Annotated in this window: 14 protein-coding genes; 2 read left to right on the forward strand and 12 right to left on the reverse strand. The window is 59.6% G+C overall.

The annotated features are described in order from the left end of the window. Positions 1-2316: extracellular solute-binding protein (locus tag ACESLM_RS16210; RefSeq protein WP_372632626.1), on the reverse strand; the 2316-nt coding region annotated here is incomplete at its 3' end. Beyond that, positions 2313-3446: an ABC transporter ATP-binding protein gene (locus tag ACESLM_RS16215; RefSeq protein ID WP_372632627.1), complete on the reverse strand. Its 1134-nt coding sequence runs from the start codon at positions 3444-3446 to the stop codon at positions 2313-2315. The genes ACESLM_RS16210 and ACESLM_RS16215, both read right to left, overlap by 4 nt. Before the next feature lie 240 nt (positions 3447-3686). Here ACESLM_RS16215 and ACESLM_RS16220 point away from each other — a divergent pair, with 240 nt between their 5' ends. Together ACESLM_RS16220 and ACESLM_RS16225 are read left to right on the forward strand one after the other, a co-directional pair. After that, positions 3687-5078, forward strand: a complete 1392-nt coding sequence (locus ACESLM_RS16220; protein WP_372632628.1) for an extracellular solute-binding protein — start codon at positions 3687-3689, stop codon at positions 5076-5078. 24 nt (positions 5079-5102) lie between these two features. After that, positions 5103-5483, forward strand: a complete 381-nt coding sequence (locus ACESLM_RS16225; protein ID WP_372632629.1) for a RidA family protein — start codon at positions 5103-5105, stop codon at positions 5481-5483. Positions 5484-5566: 83 nt separating this feature from the next. Here the strand turns inward: ACESLM_RS16225 and ACESLM_RS16230 are convergent, their stop codons facing one another. From ACESLM_RS16230 to ACESLM_RS16275, 10 genes are all read right to left on the reverse strand, one after another. Then, a complete protein-coding gene (locus tag ACESLM_RS16230) occupies positions 5567-6322 on the reverse strand; it encodes a LamG domain-containing protein (RefSeq protein WP_372632630.1) in 756 nt (251 codons plus the stop codon). After that, positions 6319-7113, reverse strand: coding sequence for a creatininase family protein (locus ACESLM_RS16235; RefSeq protein WP_372632631.1), 795 nt, complete (start codon positions 7111-7113; stop codon positions 6319-6321). Before ACESLM_RS16235 ends, ACESLM_RS16230 begins: the two co-directional genes overlap by 4 nt. A 28-nt stretch (positions 7114-7141) precedes the next feature. Then, positions 7142-7972, reverse strand: a complete 831-nt coding sequence (locus tag ACESLM_RS16240) for an SMP-30/gluconolactonase/LRE family protein (protein WP_372632632.1) — start codon at positions 7970-7972, stop codon at positions 7142-7144. Positions 7973-7996: 24 nt separating this feature from the next. Then, complete coding sequence (locus ACESLM_RS16245) at positions 7997-8746, reverse strand: SDR family NAD(P)-dependent oxidoreductase (protein WP_372632633.1); 750 nt, start codon at positions 8744-8746, stop codon at positions 7997-7999. A 1-nt stretch (position 8747) separates the two neighbouring features. Further along, complete coding sequence (locus ACESLM_RS16250; protein ID WP_372632634.1) at positions 8748-11069, reverse strand: FAD-dependent oxidoreductase; 2322 nt, start codon at positions 11067-11069, stop codon at positions 8748-8750. An 88-nt stretch (positions 11070-11157) separates the two neighbouring features. Beyond that, a complete protein-coding gene (locus ACESLM_RS16255; protein WP_372632635.1) occupies positions 11158-13392 on the reverse strand; it encodes a hypothetical protein in 2235 nt (744 codons plus the stop codon). Positions 13393-13413: 21 nt separating this feature from the next. Further along, positions 13414-14517, reverse strand: a complete 1104-nt coding sequence (locus ACESLM_RS16260) for a hypothetical protein (RefSeq protein ID WP_372632636.1) — start codon at positions 14515-14517, stop codon at positions 13414-13416. Between the two features lie 268 nt (positions 14518-14785). Further along, a complete protein-coding gene (locus tag ACESLM_RS16265) occupies positions 14786-14947 on the reverse strand; it encodes a hypothetical protein (RefSeq protein WP_372632637.1) in 162 nt (53 codons plus the stop codon). Between the two features lie 884 nt (positions 14948-15831). Beyond that, a complete protein-coding gene (locus tag ACESLM_RS16270) occupies positions 15832-16800 on the reverse strand; it encodes an NAD(P)-dependent alcohol dehydrogenase (RefSeq protein WP_372632638.1) in 969 nt (322 codons plus the stop codon). A 91-nt stretch (positions 16801-16891) separates the two neighbouring features. Further along, complete coding sequence (locus tag ACESLM_RS16275; protein WP_372632639.1) at positions 16892-19489, reverse strand: winged helix-turn-helix domain-containing protein; 2598 nt, start codon at positions 19487-19489, stop codon at positions 16892-16894. Positions 19490-19666 lie beyond the last annotated feature (177 nt).

Here is a 19666-nt window from a genome sequence, read left to right on the forward strand (position 1 = left end):
CTTGCGGTACCAGTCGGTCCACTGCTTGAAGGCGGCGACTCCCTCTTCCGAAGTCAGATCCGGCCGCAAGCCGTCCTCCTCGTAAAACTCCGCTCCGTGCTGATAGAACGGGATATGGAAGTTTTTCTTCGGCAAGTTGAACGTCAGCCCGTTCTCCTGAAGCGTGGGGAGAATGCGCGCGACGTCGTCCCACGTATCCGGCGGCTTCAGGTCCAGGTCCTCGAAAATGTCGGTGCGGTAAAACATCATATAGTAGTTTTGCGTCTCGGGCAGGCCGTAGAAGCTCCCGTTATATTGGTAGGAACGCATCAGGCCCGGATTAAAGCGGTCGAACACTTCCTCGAAGCCGGGATAGCCGCTCAAGTCCTCGGCCGCTCCTCGCATGGCGAAGTCGACCGGGGTTTCCAGCGGAACGCCCAACGCCACGTCGGGCTGATCGCCGGCGACGTTGCCCAGCAGCAGCACGTTCGTATTCGGCATCAGGTTGATGTTCACCCGGATGCCCGTCTTCGGAGTGAAGTCCTGCTGCACCATCAAGTCCAGCAGATCCACGTAATCTTTGCCCCGCTGCACCCATACGGTCAGCGTTTCGTCGTCATCCCTGACGTTCGTGTCGTATTCCTGGAAGAACGAACGGACGAAATCGGCCGTCGAATAGCGCACCTTGCTCCATGAACCGGGCACCTTCAAGCCGGGATCGGCGTCGGGCGTGCGGACGACCAGGTAGTCCAGCTCCATCGCCTGCGATTCGATCGTCTGAATCCACGTATTCAGGCTCGTGCGCACCGTCCCGAATTCCGTAACGCGATTCGGAATGTCGTTAAACCGGTCGAGCAGCTTCTGCAGCCGATCCGCGTTAACGAGAAGCGCCGTAACCGAGTCGGTGTTCGCCTGGTTAAGTCCGTTCAAATACTCGCAAATATGCAGGAGCCGATCGATCAGCGCCTGCAGCTCCGCCTCCAGCCCAGGGTCGAATTTGCGCAGATCCCAAGTGCGGGCCGTATCGACGTTCTGATCGCTGCCGTAGCCGTAGTTGCCGGTAATCGCGCGAACGTCCCGCTCCATCCGGAGCAGCCGGTCTCCGATGTCGAGCAGCGATTCGGTTACCGGACGAACGGCCGATGTATCCACCACCATCTCGATCAGATGCTTGCCCTCTTCTAAATAGAAGAGATAGGGCTTGCCGTCCTCGGCGGCGATGGGAGCGATCTCGAACGCCTTGTTCGGCGCGAACCGGTAGCTCTGCATTTCCCGGAACGGAACCTCGCCGTCGATCAGCACCGTCCGGTACGCGCTGGATTTGCCGTTAAAGCCTTGATAATACTTCGCATCGATCGCGTAATAGCCCGACTTCGGCACCGCGATCTCCCATCCGACCCGTTCGCCGGGCTTGGTCCAGCTCGTGCCTCCGATTGCGTTGTAGACGATTTTCCCTTGCGGATCGGGAGAAATGTAGGGTTCGGACTTGCTCTGAAGCTGAATGGTGACGGAGGACTTGAACGCGTAGCGCTCCGCCTCGACGATGCCGTGCCAAGACTCCCCGCCGTTCGTACCCGAGGGGCGGTCCTTCAAGTAATCCTCGTAGGCGGGCGCCTGCCGCGGCGCAACCAGCTTGATCGAATGAAGCGACAACGGCCCTTGCCCGCCGACAAGCCGCAGCGTATGCTCGCCCGCCGTCAGCGCCCACCGGAGCGGCTCGGAACTGACCGCGTAATTCGCCGCCTTCTCGGCCCGCCAATCCGCCAATTCGTCCTGCACCGGCCGGATCTCGTTGCCGATCGCGTTGCGCTCGTACGGATAGACGCTATCCTTCCAGAGCCGGTCGAAGCTCACCCGCTCCGCCTCGGCGAACGGATACGCGCCGTCGATCTGAATCCCCCGCACAACGGACGAGAATCCCGCTTTAAGCGGTGTGTAGTCCAGTTCAAGCTCGTAGATGCCGTCGCGAGGCGCCTCGATCCGCCATTCGACCCAACCGCGCGAATTGCTCCAATCGAGCACGTCCGCTCCCTTCGCCTGATCGCGGCGGCGATCCAGCTGCGCTTCGGGGGCGGCCGAGGCGTAATCCTTCGCCATGACGATCGCTTCGGCGCCCTCGGCCGGCTTCAGCGCTTCATACTCCGCGCTTTCGATCCATTGAATATAAGGAGCGGGAGCGCCCTCCGAAGCTCCGATGCCGGATAACACCTTCTCCGCGCCGAAGACGGGATAGGCCTCCGTGTCCCCTGAACCGGATCGCCATAGCAGCGAGAACGCGGCTCCCAGCAGGACGATGCCGCCAACGAAAACAAGGGTCCGCGTTGTTTTCCGCCTCACGGATTTCCTCCTCCCCGCGATGTCAGGGACAAGCCGCTGTCGCGATCGAAGAAATGGGCTTTATCCATCCGAATGACGAAATTCGCCGAATCGCCCGGCTCGATCGGCGTATGGGCTTCCGCGCGGGCGGTCAGGCTCTCCTCGCCCATTCGCGCGTACAAGTAAGTATTCGAGCCAAGCGGCTCCCTCATATATACGGAGGCGCTTACACTCCATTCCGCATATCGCTGGACCGCCCCGGCTTCGCACAGCACGTATTCCGGGCGAATCCCCAGCACGACCGAGCGCAGATTGCCTTCCGCCGAATGAAGATAAGGATAGTAAGATTCCGGTATGCTCAGCTCCAGCCTCCTGCTGCGGAAGAAGAAGCGGTCGTCGATCGAGATGATCGAGCCGGAGACGAAGTTCATCTGCGGCGTCCCGATAAATCCGGCCACGAACAGATTGCTGGGCTCGTCGTACAGCTGCTGCGGCGGAGCCACCTGCTGAATCCGGCCGTCCTTCATGACGACGATGCGCGTGCCCATCGTCATCGCTTCCGTCTGATCGTGCGTGACGTAGACCATCGTTGTTTGCAGTTCCTTGTGCAGCTTGCTGATCTCCATCCGGGTCTGCGTACGCAGCTTGGCGTCCAGATTGGACAACGGTTCGTCCATCAGGAATACTTGCGGCTCGCGAACGAGCGCCCTTCCAAGCGCGACGCGCTGCTTCTGTCCCCCGGACAGCTGGCTGGGCTTCTTCGTCAGGAAGTGCGAGATTTCCAGCATCTTGGCCGTCCGGTTGACGCGAAGCTCGATCTCGCTCTTGGCCACCTTATGCAGCTGAAGCCCGAGCGCCATGTTCTCGAATACGGTCAAATTCGGATACAGCGCGTAATTCTGGAATACCATGGCGATATCGCGATTTTTCGGGGAGACGAAATTCATCAGCTTCCCGTCTATGTAGATATCGCCCTCGGACACCTCCTCCAGTCCCGCCAGCATGCGCAGCGTCGTCGACTTGCCGCATCCGGACGGGCCCACCATGACCAGGAACTCCCCGTCTTCGACTTCCAGGTGAAAGTCTCTGACCGCCGGGTCCGGCTCTCCTTTATAATATTTGTACACGTGGTTAAACGTCACGTTCCCCATCGCCCTTACCCCCACGATTTATGTTGAAAACGTTTCAAGTACGTGAAATAATGATATCAAATAAAATAACGATCGTAAACCGATATCTTTGCGTTTTTATTTTGTATGTGAATTTTATTCCTTGACATGAAAATGTTCCATGATACAATTTAAGCATGATAACCCTTTCATAAATTAAAAATGTATTCGCTGTTCGGCGCACGAGGGTTCATTATTATCCTATTCAGGGAGTGTCTGCTCATGAAATTGGGGAAAAGGTTCATCCGGCATTACCGTTTGGCAAGCTTGATCGCAATTATCGCCTTGCTGCCGCTGTTGGGCGCTTGCTCGGGCGGAGGATCGGGAGGTAACGCCTCTCCATCCGCTTCGAGTCCGCCCGCGTCCAGCTCGCCTGCCGCAAGCGCCTCCGAGTCACCGAGCGAAACGCCGGATGCCGAGCGCGAGCCCGTCACGTTAACGGTGCTGGCCTGGTTCATCGGTCCTAACCAAGCGTTGTTCGACAAGTTCCACGAAATGTATCCTTGGATTACGATCGAATCGAACACGAACATCGACAAGGCGGTCGTCAACAACGTCATCGCCGGGGAGAAGGCGGATCTCGTCTTCCTGGACGCGGGTTTGTCCCAATGGCTGTCCGGAGACCTGCTGGAAGAGCTGACTCCGTACATCGAGAAGGATCCCCGGATCCAAGGAGCGGTCATACAGGACGGCTTCATGGATGCGTTCAAGACCGGCGGCAAGCAATGGGTGCTTCCTTATGCCGACATTCCGATGTGGGTCATCGTGAACAAGGAGATGCTCCATAAGTACGGCTTGGAAATGCCCGGTCTCGACTGGACGTACGACGACTTCCTTGAGATGGCGAAGCAGGCGACGGATCCGGCCGCCAACGACTGGGGCGTCAGTGGCATGATCGACGAGTTCACGAACATCCTGACGATGGCCAACGGCAGCGCGCCGAACTATCGGTATATGAATGAAGACAGGAGCGCGAGTCTCGCGAATACGCCTGCCGTGTTGGAAGATTTGAAGTGGTCCCAGGAGCTGACGACGAAGTGGCACGTACGGCCGAGCGATATCGAGAGAGAGAAACTCGGCATGCAGGGCGATCCCGTGGAAGTGTTCCTGCAAGGCAACTCCCTGTTCACGCTCGGCGCCGACTGGTACTTGGAGACGCTCAAGAAAGCGGATTTCGAATGGGATGTGCTGCCGATGCCGGTGGGGAAAGCCAAGCAGGCTACCATTCACCAGACCGGGCTGATCTCCATTCCGAAAGCCTCCAAGCATAAGGAAGAAGCTTTCTTGTATCTCAGCTTCCTCTTCAGCAACGAAGCGCAAAAAACGATGATCGAAAACGGAAGCGGCTCCTGGGTGCAAGATCAGGAATTGCACAACTATTATGCGCAGGCGCCGGTATGGCAGGGCAAAAACGTCGACGCCGTACGCCGCAGCTCGGAAATCTGCTGTTACTCGCCCGACGCGAGCATTGCCGATCTTGTCACGCTGGTCGACACCGTCAACGGTCCGATCGCCAGCATGATTACCAAAGGCGGTGACTTCAGCAGCCGGATTCCCGCGGTTGAAGCTTATAATCTGAAAGCGGCGGAAACCAGAAAAGCGCTTGGCTGGTAAAGCGACAGGGGAGGAGCAGGTCTGTTGAATACGAATCTGAATTACGGAATGGATGAAGTCCCCTTCTCTCCCGCTACGCCGACGGATTCGCTCCTGTTCGTGTCAGGACAGGGAGCGACCGATCCGGTAACCGGGGAAGTGACCGCGGACGATCTGGAAGGCCAGACGCTGATGACCATACGGAACATTTCGAAAATACTGGCTCAATCCGGATTAACGCTGGAGGACGTCGTGAAAGTGAACATTTATTTGAAAAATCGCGCCGACTACGAATTGTTTAATCGCATATACGCCCGTCTCTTCCCTCGGCCTTATCCGGCACGAACGCTCGTCTATTGCGACCTCAACTTCGACTTGCTCGTAGAGATCGACGTCGTTGCCCAGCTTCGCAAGAGCACTGATTAATGATGGATGGATAGCACGGAGTGCATGGATCCCGAACGGGATTCATGCACTCTCTTTTTTCTATCCCGGGCGTAACCTCTCGTTCACCCGTGAAGCTGCGCAATCTCCCTCTCGCCAAGAGCCCGGTTGAATACAGCCAGACCTCCGAGCTGTCCGGCGAAGAAGTTGCCGATCTCGCCCGAACGGTCCACGGCGCCCACGGTGAAGTCGGCCCCTGCCGGGCCTCCGTCGAACAGGCCGCCTTCGTACAAATAAGGATTAAACCGCTCTCGCTCGTCCAGCTTGCCGTTCAGATAGGAACGGGCGTGTTTTCCGTCATAGGTGAAAGCGACGAATTGCCATCTGTCGAGCGGCACCGGCGTCTGGCCGATGGAGGCGTCCATGCAGTACAAGTACCCGGGCGTCGGTCCCCCGATCGACGAGACGTGGCCGCATACCTGGTCTCCGCTGTTCCAGATCGCCAAGTTCAGAAACAGCCCGTACTGCCGCTTCTCGTCCGTCTCGTTCCATATTCCGGCGATAAACTCGCAATGGCTCTGCGCCGTCCTGCGCCGCTTCACCCATGCCGCTACGGTGACCTCGACGTCGCAACCGGAGAGGTTCAAGCCTTGCGCTTGTTGGCGCGGAACCCTGAGCCAATCCCCTTCGCGCAGACTGGCGCTGTACGGGCCGAATACGCCGTCCTCCGCCCGTTCGATCGGACCGGACATCTCCAGCAGCTCGTAGCGATGCGGTCCCGGACCGTGAGAGACTTTGCTCTCCCCGGCAGGCTCCTGGAAGTCCCAGAAGGCGACCAAAGCCGAATGACCCTTAATAATAGAAGAAATAGAGTTGGTCATTGTCGCTCTCGACCCCCTTTCTCTCCTCGCTCCATCGCTTCGTAGACGTTCACGAGCCAAGCGGCCGTGCAGCGCACGATCGCTTCCACGTAACGCTCTCCCCGCTCCTTCGTCGCCCGGATCGGCGCGTCGGTATAGCCGTCCGCTCCGGTCAGCTCGCCGTGCCGGCCTATAAACGCGCCATGCGGGCCCGAATTGATCCAGGCCCGCTCCTCATGCTCGGTCGCTATCCGCCCGGAGTCGACCAGATCCTCCCGCACAGCCATCACCGCCGAAGTCTCGAAGCCTCCCGCGTGGCCCGGAACCATGCCGACCTCGTCGGCGTTTTCCTTGAGCAGTTCCTCTCGCGACAGGCTCCAATAGGAGGCCGAAGCCGTCCACACCGGATGCCTCACCGCCAGATCGCTCGCCGTCTGGTGCATGATCGGCTCGTTGCCGCCGTGTCCGTTCAGGAACGCGATTTTGCGGAAGCCGCCCGTTACGAGGCTCTCCCCGATGTCGCGCAGCATATGCAGATAAGTGGCGGAGGAGAACGACAGCGTCCCTCCGAACCTTAAGTGATGATCCGAGCAGCCGATCGTCAGCAGCGGGCAGAGCAATATCGGAATCTCGCGCGAAGCCTGCCCGACAGCGCGAACCGCCACCGCTTCCGTAATCAGACTGTCCGTATAGACGGGCAGATGCGGGCCGTGCTGCTCCGTCGCGGCCAGCGCCACGACGGCCAGACAGCCCGCTTCCACTTTTTGCTTAAGCTGCTCCCGCGTATGCTCGTGAAACCAATACGAGTTCATCGTCCATCGCCTCTCCTTGCGCCGAGAATTAAGCTTGCTTCCACATTCCCCAGCAGCGGCCGGGATGCTCCACGGTAAACTTCTGAATATTTCCGATATCCGATACGGTTACATAGCAGGTTTTACCGTCCGGGCCTCCGAAGGTCAAATTGGTGCAATCCGTCCCCTTCAGCCCGATCTCTCTGAGCAACTCTCCCTCCGGCGAGATGACGGCGATGACGCCTTTGCCGAACCGGGTAACGTACAGATTGCCGGCCATGTCGCAGCGCATCCCGTCCAGCAGATGATCGGGAAACTGGGTCAGCAGCCGCTTGTTGCTCACTTCTCCCGCGGCAGTCAGATCGTAGGCCCATATTTTGCGCTGCACCGTCTCGTTCACATAGAGCACGTCGTCTTCCGGACCGACCTCGATGCCGTTCGTCGTGCCCATGCCCGCCTCCAGCAGCTTCACCGTTCCGTCCGGATCGATGCGCCACATATTGCCGGTATGGTCGTCCCAATTCGGATCGCTCGCATAGATGACGCCGTTTCTGGCGATCGCGATGTCGTTGGGCTGATTCATCCGCGGCTCATGGGCGTGAACGGACACCTCCCGCGTCTCCATATCCACCTTAAGAATGTTGTGGCCCGTAAAATCCGCGATAAACATATCGCCCGCACGGTTAAAACGAATGCCGTTGCCAATGCTTCCTGTAGGCAATTCGACGAAGATGCTTCCTTCTCCTTGCGGAGTCACCCGGCCGATCGTCCCCGACCGCGCATAATTGACCGCGTACACGTTGCCCTTCCCGTCGCAGGCCGGACCTTCGATTCCAGCGGTAAAGCTGCCGGGCGGCGTAAGAGCTCTCGCTTCATTCATGCCGCTCACCCTCCTGTCTCGTTTCTAATGGAATCCCCCGTCTACCTTGTAGCTCGCACCGGTAACATAAGAGGAAGCGTCGGACAGCAGGAACGCGGCGACCTCGTTAATCTCGTCCGCGCTTGCGCTGCGTCCGAGCCAAGCTCTCTGCCGGATCGCGTCCCTTTGCTCCCCCGTTTGGTTCGCCACCCCCTCCTTCGTATCGAAGTCTCCGGGCACGAGCGCGTTCGCGCGAATGCCGTATTCCGCATAGTCGGCGGCGATGACGCGCGTCATCTGCTCGACTCCCGCTTTGGCCGCCCCGTAGGCGAGGCATCCCGGCGACACGACTTGCCCCAGAATCGAGGAAGTGTTGACGATGGAGCCTCCGCCGGAACGAATCAGCAAGGGAAGCGCGTACTTGTTCAGCAGGAACGTGCTCGTCAGCGTCCCCCGGATGGCGCGCTCCCATTCCTCCAGCGACATCTCGACGGCCGGCTTCCAACCGCTTGTGTATACGTTGTGATAGGTTCCGTCCAAACGGCCGAACACGCGCTCCACGTCGGCAATGACCGCCTTGACCTCCTCCTCGTCGCACATGTCCGCCTGCCTGAGCTTCAGGCGGCGCTCCCCGTAACGTTCCTGCAATTGCGCGATGTCGGGATAGCGCTCCAGCGGCGTGAGATCGCAGCCGTAAACCGTAGCTCCTCGCTCCAGGAACATGACCACAGCCGAGCGGCCAAGCGTTCCCAGGCAGCCGGTAATCAGAATCACCTTATCCTGCAGCGTGTTCATCTTAATCCCCTTCCTGTCTCTCGTTCGGAATGTCGGTATCGGGCGGATAGCAGCGGATTTCATAGATTGCGGCGGACGGGTCTCCGTTCGTCTCATGTACGACGACGCGCAGCCGTTCGGCGGCGATCGGCTGCGCGAACGGAATGACGAGCCTGCGCTGGTAGTTGTCATTCAACTCCGCAACCTTCTCCCAGCCTCCGTCGGCATTAGCCTCGATCGTCAGTTTCTTCGGACATTGCGGGTCTCTGTACAGCGCCGGGTACTGCATATACCCGCGCAGCAGATGGCCGGGCAGAGTCAGCTCGACCGAGCCTATCCCGACCGGCTCCAGCCACGTCAGCTCCAGCCATTGGGGCAGCGCTTGGGACGGATCGGAGCGCCACAGGTTCGTATAGCGGTACGGCCTCGTCACGCCGCTGAGCGCATTGGCCGCTTCGTAGCACCTTTGCGGCGGCTCGACTTGGAGGCTCATCATGACGCCGTTTCCGAGCTTGCGCATTTTGCCTTCGCCGATCTCGTAGGCGCTTACGTGTCCGGGCTCAAGCGAAGACGCCGCATGCCATTGGACATGCGGGTTAGCCAGCAGATCCAGCCTCACGTAGCGGCCGCGATACTGCTGCACGTCGAGCTGCAGCGGCCATTCGATCCACTGCTCCTGTCCGGCCGGAACGGTCAGCGAGGCCGAGGCGAGCGGTTCCCCCGGAGAGACCCGATAGTCCCACAGATGGTCTACGGCATAGAATCGGGCCTCCACCTGCTGCGGCTCGCCGGATTCGTTGCTTAAGTTCACGGCCAACATGTCGAGGCGATCCGCTCCGACCGCGATCCATTGCCCGCGCCTTGCCGTCAGCGCATCTCCTTGTCCGGGTGCGGGTTCGGAGGAAGCGAGCGCCGCTTCGCTGCTCGCGCTAGCCGTCGCCCGTCTGGCCAGGTCGCGTTCGTCCTCGTTCCTCGCGTTCAGGAGGAAGCAGCCGTCGCGCAGCAGCGTCTGCTGCACCTTGCCGATGCTTCTGTCCGGCACTTCGCGAACGCGTATGCCTTCCCGCAGGGCAATCGCCGCGGCCGTGCCGGCGGCTTGGCCCATTAACGCGGTCGTCCCCATTACCCGCACCGTGCCGAGAGCGGCATGAGTCACGCTGACGTTGCGTCCGGCCATCATCAGATTGTTCATTCCTTTGGCGATGAGGATGCGCAGCGGTATGCCGAAAGGCCCGACATAGCTTTTCGCCATATAGCTCTGTCTCTCCGGCGCCTCGACCGCGGACTTCTCGCTCACCTCCGCGAGCAGCCCTCCCGGCTCGTGCAGGTCGATGAACCAGCCTCCGTAAGCCGCCTCGTCGGGAAATACCGTTCGCAGCAGCGGGTCGTGCTCCGTCATCCAATATTCGCCGACGATCCGGCGGCTCTCCCGCTTGCCCGGCACCTGTCCGATCCAGTCCAGCGCGTAATTCCGCGCTTCCTCGCGGACGACGGGGTCGCGGTTTTTAATATAATCCCAGATGCCGAGGGCATGCCGGGTTAACTCGTGGCGCAGCGTTTCGTTGTCATGGATCGTATGCCACGGCACGGACAACTCCAGCCACCAGAAGCCGCTGTACGGATTTACCCCCCTGCCCCGCTTCCAGAAGAAATCGGGATCGGCGTAACGAACCGCCCAATCCGGAGCCGTGAACGGCACCGGGCGGCCGACGTCTTTCGCCTTGATATGGATCGAGCTGCCCATGACCGCTTCGCTGGCCTGCTCAGGAGCGTGCGGTTCTCCGAACTCATCGCGGCTTTCCGTTCCGTAGCGCCACTCGCAGCCGGCCAGCGCGGCGACGACGCCGTCCCCGGTACAGTCGATGAACGTCTCCGCGCTCAGGCGAAGCTCCGTCTCCGCATTCCCGACGCGCGCCACGACCGCCTCCACCGTCCGCTCGTCGCGCATAACGACATCGATGACGGCGGAATTTAATCTGATCGTCAAACCGGGCGTCGATACGGCCATATTGTACATGACCATATCCCAGACGCTGTTGATATAGCCGTTGTCGAACACCGGGCTCTCGTGATTGATCGCACGCTCCTCGATCAGCAGCTCGGAGATGATGCCCGTCTCGCGCGCGTAGGCATGAAAGCTAGCCGCCCCTTGCGGGGGAACGCGTATTTCCGACGAACTGTTGCCGCCGAACACGGGCCGATCCTGCACAAGACACACTTGCGCCCCATGTCTTGCCGCGGCCACCGCCGCGCAAAATCCCGCCAGACCGCCTCCGCACACGACGATATCGTAACGCTCCTCAACGATGCGCGGGCCTCCCGCCGTCCTCTGCCATGCGTTCACTTTGCTACCTCCGTGAATTCAAGATTCGACGCAGAAACCGCTTCTTAAACCGCTTCGCGATCCGATTTGGTCTGTTCGAACGGTTTCTTTATGGAAAAGAGACGCCCCGATAGCGGATAACGCAGCCGTACAGCTCGGCCGAGCCGACGTACAGCGTATCGTCGCCGCGCTCGTACGCAAGGCGGGAGAGGTGATGAATGTTGCCGAACTCGGTCGGCAGCGAGTTCAGCTCCCGATTGTCCTTGATCATACGCGGCCGACCCAGGTCGACGAATCCGCGATCGCGGGAGAAATAAAACACGTGACCGGCCTCCTGCTCCCCGCCGTAGACGCCGATCGCTTCGCCATCGCCGATGCGCACGAAATCGCGAAGCTGGCCGCTGGCGTACAGTCTGCCGTACACCGTTCGCTGGCGCAAATCGGGAGTCAGCGTAAACAGCAGGCCGTCCATCGTGCCGGCGACGATCGTGCCGTCCGCCAGTACCGTTCCGCCCGTCAGCAGCGCCTTGAACATCCGTCCGCGGATCGACGCCGCCTTCACGGCCAACGTCTCGGCCCGCTCTTCCGCGAGCGAATAGACGATCAGCTCATCGTTCTCCCCGCTTAGCAGCAGACGGTCATCGTCCAGCGGAAGCAACATCCCGTCGTTCGGCTCGATCTGCAGCCCCTTGAGTTGGCGGAATCGTCCGTCCCTGCCGATAAGATAGACGGCTCCTTCTCCGTCGCTGCCCAGCAAGCTTCCGTCCACAGTCGCGGCATGAAGCCGGATCAGCTTAGGCCCTTCATCCCCTGCCCATTGCTCCGCTCCGCCTCCGATCGGATCGACCAGCAAGATGCGTCCGTCCGTCGTCAGGACGGCTGCCCTGCCGCCGCCGAACGGAATGCAGCTCGCCGGACCTCCCCCTTCATAGAGAGTGCGAATCCGCGACGGCCGATCTTCACCAAACTCGGACTCCGTCGCAACGATGCTTCCGCGCCCTCCGAGCGTACACAGCTTGCCGCCGGAGACATGCAGATGCCGAACAGCCGTGTCCTTCCAGTCCATCGTTTGGTGCAGAGGCAGCGTGCTCGTCTCTTTCGCCTCGATATGCATGAAGGCGGCGCTGCCGACCCCGTTGTAATCCGGCTCGAAGTACGGCCGAAGCTTCGCATCCGGCGCATCCGCCCCTGGAGGCTCCAGCTTGCCGACGTCGACGGCGAGAATGTACGGAGAAAACTCCCCGCACACGTCCACCATATGAAGCAGCCCTCGATCGTCGAAAATCATCTCGCAAATGTATTGCGAATCTTTGCCGCCCCAAGTGATCAGTCCGAGATTTTCCGGTCGGCCGCCGCCGAGCAGATCCCAGCGCACAAGCCGGATCGGGCAGTATTCGTCGTGCGTCTTCAGCCCGTAGTAGAGAACGAAGTTGCCATCCGCGGCGAATCCCCCGATGCCGTAGCCGTTCACGGACGGCACGTCGGCGGGCAGAATCGAGCCGTGCCGGGTCGCCTCCAGCGTCTCCGGGTCCAGCTCGATAATCTCCCCGTCCATATTGCCGACGAGCAGCAGCGTATTCCGCGGCGTATGAAGCGCGAAAATAAACTGCCGCCGGTGCTTCGTGCCGCTCGGAGGAAGGAAACGCAGCTTCAGATCCTCGATCTCGTCCTTCTCGGGATCGTATCTCCAGAAGCCTCCGGAATAGGAGCTGCCGTACAGCCGCCCTTTCGCGTCCTTCACCAGACGGCAGGAAGAGAACTCGGAAACTTTGCCGTAATCTTTTACCTCGTTCGTCTCCAGGTCGATTCGATAGAAATGGCCTCTCATATAGCCGAGAAAATAATAGAATCGCGGATCGTTGCCGAGCATGCCCCCGTAGATGCTCTCCCGCGGCACGGGAATGCCCTTGATCTCCGCCGCGTTCGTGTCCGGATCGACGAGCATGAGAATCGAACCGGGGTACCCCTCCCACGGATGCTCGTAGTGCTGCTCGAACATCCACTGCCGATGGCCGGGCGCCGGAGCCGTATTGTGCGTCGCCATAATAAGCCGCCCGTCCGGCATGAAGTCGATGCTTGTATGGATTTTACTGGGAGGCATCTGCCGGTCATCGACGATCCATATTTTCGCCACGTCGAAAATAAGACGCAGCTCCCCCGTATCCGGATCATATTCGTACAGCAGCGCGGTCAGCGGCTTCTCGTTCTCCCCGCATACGCTGACATAGAACCGACCGTCCGGAGCGCGCACGAAATCCCAGACCGCGTTATGCCCCTCTTCGTTAGGAAGCTGCGTAAAGCGCACAAGCTCCTCCGGTATGCCGGCTAACAAATTCGTTGTCACCGTCTGTTCCTCCCCCAAGACCTATTCGTAGACGATATGAAGCTGCGGCGTCTCCAGTCTCTTCCCTGCGTGCAAGGAGTCCATCGCGGCGCAGATCATCCCGGTCGTCAGCAGCGTCCGCTCGGACGGAAAAGGCTCTCTGCCGTTGACGATGAACGCCTCGATCATGCGGGTAAGCCGTTCGAAATGAGCGAACGGCCGATCCAGATCGCTGTCGCACAGCGCCGCCGTTACCCGGTCGCCGTCGTGGCGGAAGGCGAAGCTCCACTGCTCGACCAGCCGTTGGAACTGAACGATATACCCCTGCGTCCCGTCCAAGTACTCGATCGCGAACAGCGCCGGGGCCGGTTCAAGCTCCCTCGGATGCTTGGCGGACAGCCCCGGAATCGCGCTCAGCGCTTGAAGCATCAAGTCCTCCGGCCATTCGCCCCGGTCCATCGCGGCCCAGGCTTCACCGCCCGTTCCCCGCAGCAAACTTATCGCTCGGACGCCGGTTTCTCCGCGCGCCCTTCGCTCCGTAAGCGATTGCAGAACTTCCAGCGCGTGTATGCCGTAGCCTTCCAATCCGCCCGAACTGATAACGACGGCCTCTCTCAGCGAATGCAGCAGCCGCGGATCGAAATTCGGCACGTAATCGCAATGCGGAATAGACGAGCCCCCCATGAACGGAATGCCTCTGGCTTTCATCTGCTCGTACATCCATACCGCATCGTCGTAATCGTGGGCCAGATGCTTGTCGGAAAATATCGGAACGGCCAGACCGAGTTCGTCCAGCGCCGCAAGCGTCTCCTCCAGAAACCGTCTGCGGGGATACATCATCTGCTCCTTCTCGTTGATGGGATAATCGCCGTGCTCCCCGATGATGACGACTCCGTCGATCGGCTCCGGACAATGGCTGGCCATAATAGCCTCGCGGATCGTCGCGCAGATCGGAATGCCCCGGCGCGCCGCCTCCTCCCTGCTCATATCGTTAGCGGGAACCTGATCGGTATAGAGGCTGACGACCTCAATGCGAGGACGATAGTTCAGACGGCCGAGCAGCCTGCCGACGATGACCTCCGCATGGGAATTGTGCCTGTACTCGGTGACGATCGCCGCCACCCTTTTCCTGACGCTGCCGCTCACCTTCAGACCCCCCTGACCGCCGACATGACTCATCGGCTAGCTGTTAAGTGAATTTTATCGTCGATCTCGGGTTCCGTCAATCGGTTTTTCACGTATGTGCAAATGTTTTTGTATTTTGTGTAATTTGATGAAGAGAAGATACAGATTCGTTGTATATCATTCATAGACATGAAATGGAGTAGAGTGGGGGGCGGAAGTTAACAAACGGGGAAAGGCGGGGCCAAGCGAAAGGAAAACGGGGATCGGTCAAGCCGTATCCCCCGTATTCTTATTTCATCCGTTTGATCCCGACGATGCCGAGAATGAGGCCGGCGAATCCGGCTGCGGACAAGACGATTTTCAGCCATAGCGGCGGAAGGGCCATAGAGAACCCCAAGCACAGCAGTCCGATGACCAGAAACATGACGGGGGCGTTGGAACGTTTGTTCAATTCGATAACTCCTTTTCCTGGTAAGCGTGTTAGGTTTGAATCCATTATATCACTATCCCCCAAGCTAACGCGTCCCCTGCTTCATCCCTTTTACCGATATCCCTTTCGGTCAGTTCACATCACACCTGTTCTACCGCTTTTCGCCCGCTTTTGCCGCTATCCCTTCCGGTCAGTTCGAGTCTTACGGCAATCATTCCTTAAACTTGGATGATCTGCTCCTTTTCGAACGGAACGAAGCAAATCCCTCACACTTCATAATTCCGTTCTTTTTCAAAAGATAGTCTCAAACTGAATCATTGGGATACCTCTTAAGTTGCTAAACGCTGATTCACAGCCGTGAGGATGATGTATTGAATTAATCGGGATAGCTAGCTTATCGCTAAACACTATAACCAGATTTCTGAGCTGTCGGGATACAGATAAATGGAGGATATGTCATGACCGATCTCGCAGAAGGAGTACGACCAACCTGATTAGACGGGATACCGGCAAAAGAGCGGAAAAGGCACTACATACAGATTCAGAATGTGAAGCAGACAAACTGAGTAGATGGGATACCAGCAAAAGAACGGAAAAGGCGCTACGTACGTATTCGAAATGTGGTGCTGACAACCTGACTCGACGGGATACCGGCAAAAGAACGGAAAAGACGCTACCTACGTATTCGGAATGCGGTGCTGACAACCTGACTCGACGGGATACCGGCAAAAGAAGCAGAAAACGATAATCCCGCCGCCGGGGATCTCTACACCCGCATTTCACCTTGGGTATGCCGAATCGCTCTGGCCAGTTCTCTTGAAATATCTGCTTTAGTACGTTGCCCCCATATGCCTGCCCTAACAGAAAAGCCCCGCATTTTCCGGCGAAAATGCGAGACTTCTCTCTTAACCTCCGATAACGATGACGACGTTGCCCTTCTTGCGCCCCGTGTCCACGTAGCGGTGAGCCTCGGCGGTCTGCTCCAGCGGATAGCGGCGGTCGATGACCGGCCGGAGAGCTCCCGTATCGCAGAGTTCGCTAATGTAAGCGAGGTTTTCCTTGTTCTGCATCAGCCCCGCGGTGGCGAAAATCGCCTTCCGCCCGCCGGACGCAGCCGTTCGCAGCATATTGATCAGGATGGACGCGGACGGAACCGTGGACAAATAGATGCCTTTGGGCGTCAATGCGCGCTTGCATTGCCCGTAGGTGCGTTTGCCGACCGCATCGAAAATGACGTCATAGGTTTGACCGTTTGCGGTAAAATCCTCTTTACCGTAGTCGATGACCCGATCGGCCCCCATCGTCTTGACGAGTTCCGCATTGGCCGCGCTGCACACTCCCGTAACCTCGGCCCCGAAGTGCTTGGCGAGTTGCACGGCATAGATTCCGACCGCTCCGGACGCGCCGTTGATCAGCACCCGCTGACCGCTGCGCACTTTCGCCTTATCGCGCAGAAAGGTCAGCGCGGTAAGCGCGCCGTCGCATACCGCGACCGCCTCTTCGTAGGTCAGTCCGGCCGGCTTAACGATGAGCGGAGCCGTCTCCGGCAAGCACACGTACTCGGCATAAACGCCGAACATCTTCGTGCTTAAGCCGAATACTCGATCTCCCGCTTTGAACGAGGCTACGCCGGCTCCGACCGACTCAACCTCTCCCGCCAGCTCAACGCCCAGGATCGAGTACTTGGGCTTCCTAAAACCGTAGAGGAATCGGACCAACAGGGGATCGCCTTTGCGGAAAGCGCAATCCGACGGGCCTACGGTACCCGCGCGTACTTTGATCCTCACTTCGTTGCTCTTGGGGACCGGCTTCTCCGCCTCTTGAAGCCGGAGAACGTCCGGCGTTCCGTACTTCGTGCACACGATCGCTTTCAATCCCAACACCCCCGGCATCGAATAACTGCAATCGATCGTAGTGTACCTGTAGGCAAGGAAGTCCGTGAAGCTACTTAAGTATCGTTTCCGGCTACAACAGCCCCAGTTCTCTTGCGCGCGCGACCGCTTCGGTGCGCCTCAGAACCTGCAGCTTGCCGAAAATGTTCCGGTTATGACCTTTCACGCTGCTAAGCGCGAGAAACAGCCTCTCGCCGATCTCTTGATTCGAGAGCCCTTGCGCCACGAGCCGAAGCACTTCCAGTTCCCGCTCGCTTAACGGCTCGACCAGCGGCTGAACCTTCGGGATTGCGGACCGGAACGCCGCCAGCAGGTTGGCGGTATATCCCCGTTTAATCCCTCGTTCGAACGCATCGGACAGCAGCCGCTCCATCGGCTCTCCCTCATCGACGAAAATCCGTACGAAGCCGCCCGGTTCGGCCAACGTCAGTGCATTGCGGAGCAGCTCCAAAGCTTGGTTCCCTTCCCCGGCGGCTTTCCTGGCGAGCGACTCTACGATCAACGCTCTCAGCCGCTCGTCCTCCCAGCCCGACTCCTCCATCCGTCGCCGAAGCGGCTCCAGCAAAACCAAGGCGGCAGTCCAGTCTCCCCTGGCCAAGCATAAGCGCGCCTGACAGAGGGGGAGCTCGTGCCGACGGACCAGCTCTGCGGCCTTCTCCGCATCGCCTTCGCGAAGCAGCAGATCCGCTCGCGCGGCGGCAATCTCGGGGAGCCGATGCAAGAAACCGTGCCGCTCCGCAAGAAGCTCCGCTTTAGCCACAGCCGCCGAAGCGCCTGCCTCGTCATCCTGCGCCAGCTTCAGGCGGAAGAGAAACAGCTCGCACGCCAGCTCTCTGTCGGTGTTCTCAAGCAAAGGCGCGAACCGGGCGCCAGCCCGCCAATGCCTCCAAGCTTCGTCGAGTTCGTTTCGTTGGTAGCTGATGCGCGCCAGGCCGAGATGCGCTTCGCAGACGGCCGGCAGAGGCGCTTCCCCGACTTTCCGCAGTACGGACCGATACGTATCCGCAGCCAGCTCCAGCCGATTGGCCCCTTCCTGCACGCTGCCCAAGCCGAGCGCCGACATGACGCCGATAATATAATGGCCGATCTTCTCGCTGACCGCGAGAGCTTCGGCATACGCCCGGCCGGCCGCCGCGCGATCCCCGCGCAGCTGGTATGCGTAACCTAACGCCCAGGTCGTGGCGGTGCGGACAGGCAAGTTACCCGGATGCAGATGGTCCAGAGCGCGGCGGGACTGCTCCATAATGACGTCCGCCTGATGCATCGCAACGGCTACGGTCGCCCGAATAGAGGCGATATGACCTATCAAATCGCGCCCGCGGTCGCCCAGGTCCATCGCTCGCATAGCCGCTTCGGCATCCAGCAGTCTCGGCTCCGCGTCGGCCATCCGGCCGACGAACAGCAGCGCCGATGCATACAGAACTCCGAGCGCCGGCCTGGCGCTTAGCTCCGGCTCCGGCAGCGACTTCAGCCAGTCCAGCACCGGGACCGCCGCTCCGCGAAAGATCAGCGGCATGCCCCTGCCTTCGATCAGCCGCGCGGCGCGATCGACGTCTCCGGCCGCGGCGGCATGACGGAAAGCTTCCAGCTCGAAGCCTTCGTCTTCGTACCAGACGCTCGCGCGTCCATGCAATTCCTCCTCGCCGCCAGCCAGCCTAAGGCGCCGCTGCAGCAATTCGGCGAACAGATGATGGTAGCGATACCATCGGCGCTCGTCGTCCAGAGGAACGACGAACAGATTGGTCTGCTCCAGCGACCGCAATACCGTCTGTCCGTCCGGCTCACCCTCCTTCATTCCGAGGACCGCGTCGCACAGCGAACCGCACATGCGCTCCAGAATGGAAGTGACAAGCAGAAACTTCTGCACCTTTTCCGGCTGCCGCTGCAAAACTTCTTCCATTAAATAGTCGACGATGTAAGGATGGTTCCCGGTAAAATCGCGAACGAACCCGTCCGCGTCTTGCCGGCCCCGCGACGAAAGCGCGGCCAATTGCAGTCCGGCAACCCAACCCTCAGTGCGGGCTTCGAGCAGCGCGACGCTTTCCGGCGACAGCTCGAGCTCCATGACCCGGTTGAGAAATAACGAAGCCTCAATACGGTTGAATCGCAGATCCGGCACCCGCAGTTCCGTCAGCTGGTCCCTTGCGCGCAGCTTGGCCAGCGGGAAACCGGGGGCTTTGCGAGTGGAGAGGACAAGATGCATTCCAGGGGGCAGCTGCTCGATCAGAAAATGGATCGCCCTGTGGATGGGCTCGGCTTCGATCGCATGATAATCGTCAAGAACGAAAATAAAAGAAGCTTCGAGGGAGAAGATATCGTTGATCAGCGACGTCATGATCGCTTCGAGCGGCGGCAGTTGGGGAGATTGCAGCACGCCAAGGACGCCTTCCCCAATGTTCGGGGAGACGGTTCTTAAAGCCGCGACGAAATAGGCAAGAAAGCGCGCCGGATCGTTATCCTCCTCGTCCAGCGACAGCCAGGCGGCCGGTCGGTCGCAGCCGGCAAGCCACTGTCCGGCCAGCGTCGTCTTGCCGAAGCCCGCGGAAGCCGAGATGAGCGTCAGCTTGCGTCGCAGTCCCTCGTTCAGCCGGTCGGTTAACCGATCGCGGCGGACCGCTTGCGGCCGCGGCGGGGGAATAAATAATTTCGTGGATAGAATGGGTATGGACATGGCTTCATTAACTCTCCCCATGAGTACCGGAACCGGACGATGTCATTGTCCGCACGGTCGACTGACAGCCAGGCCGGGCACTCCACAGCCTGCTCGGCCCGACGCGGTTCGTCCCCATCGTTCACGCTCTCCCGAAGTGATGCAAACCCTTTGTCAGAAATTATACCACAGGGATGG

It is taken from the genome of Cohnella sp., assembly GCF_041641335.1.
In the GTDB taxonomy this organism is placed as follows: Bacteria; Bacillota; Bacilli; order Paenibacillales; family Paenibacillaceae; genus Cohnella.

Excerpts from the sequence above, each read along its gene's own strand:
- ACESLM_RS16215 (WP_372632627.1), bottom strand. The coding sequence starts at position 3,446 with ATGGGGAACGTGACGTTTAACCACGTGTACAAATATTATAAAGGAGAG.
- ACESLM_RS16220 (WP_372632628.1), top strand. The coding sequence starts at position 3,687 with ATGAAATTGGGGAAAAGGTTCATCCGGCATTACCGTTTGGCAAGCTTG.
- ACESLM_RS16230 (WP_372632630.1), bottom strand. The coding sequence starts at position 6,322 with ATGACCAACTCTATTTCTTCTATTATTAAGGGTCATTCGGCTTTGGTC.
- ACESLM_RS16235 (WP_372632631.1), bottom strand. The coding sequence starts at position 7,113 with ATGAACTCGTATTGGTTTCACGAGCATACGCGGGAGCAGCTTAAGCAA.
- ACESLM_RS16240 (WP_372632632.1), bottom strand. The coding sequence starts at position 7,972 with ATGAATGAAGCGAGAGCTCTTACGCCGCCCGGCAGCTTTACCGCTGGA.
- ACESLM_RS16245 (WP_372632633.1), bottom strand. The coding sequence starts at position 8,746 with ATGAACACGCTGCAGGATAAGGTGATTCTGATTACCGGCTGCCTGGGA.
- ACESLM_RS16275 (WP_372632639.1), bottom strand. The coding sequence starts at position 19,489 with ATGTCCATACCCATTCTATCCACGAAATTATTTATTCCCCCGCCGCGG.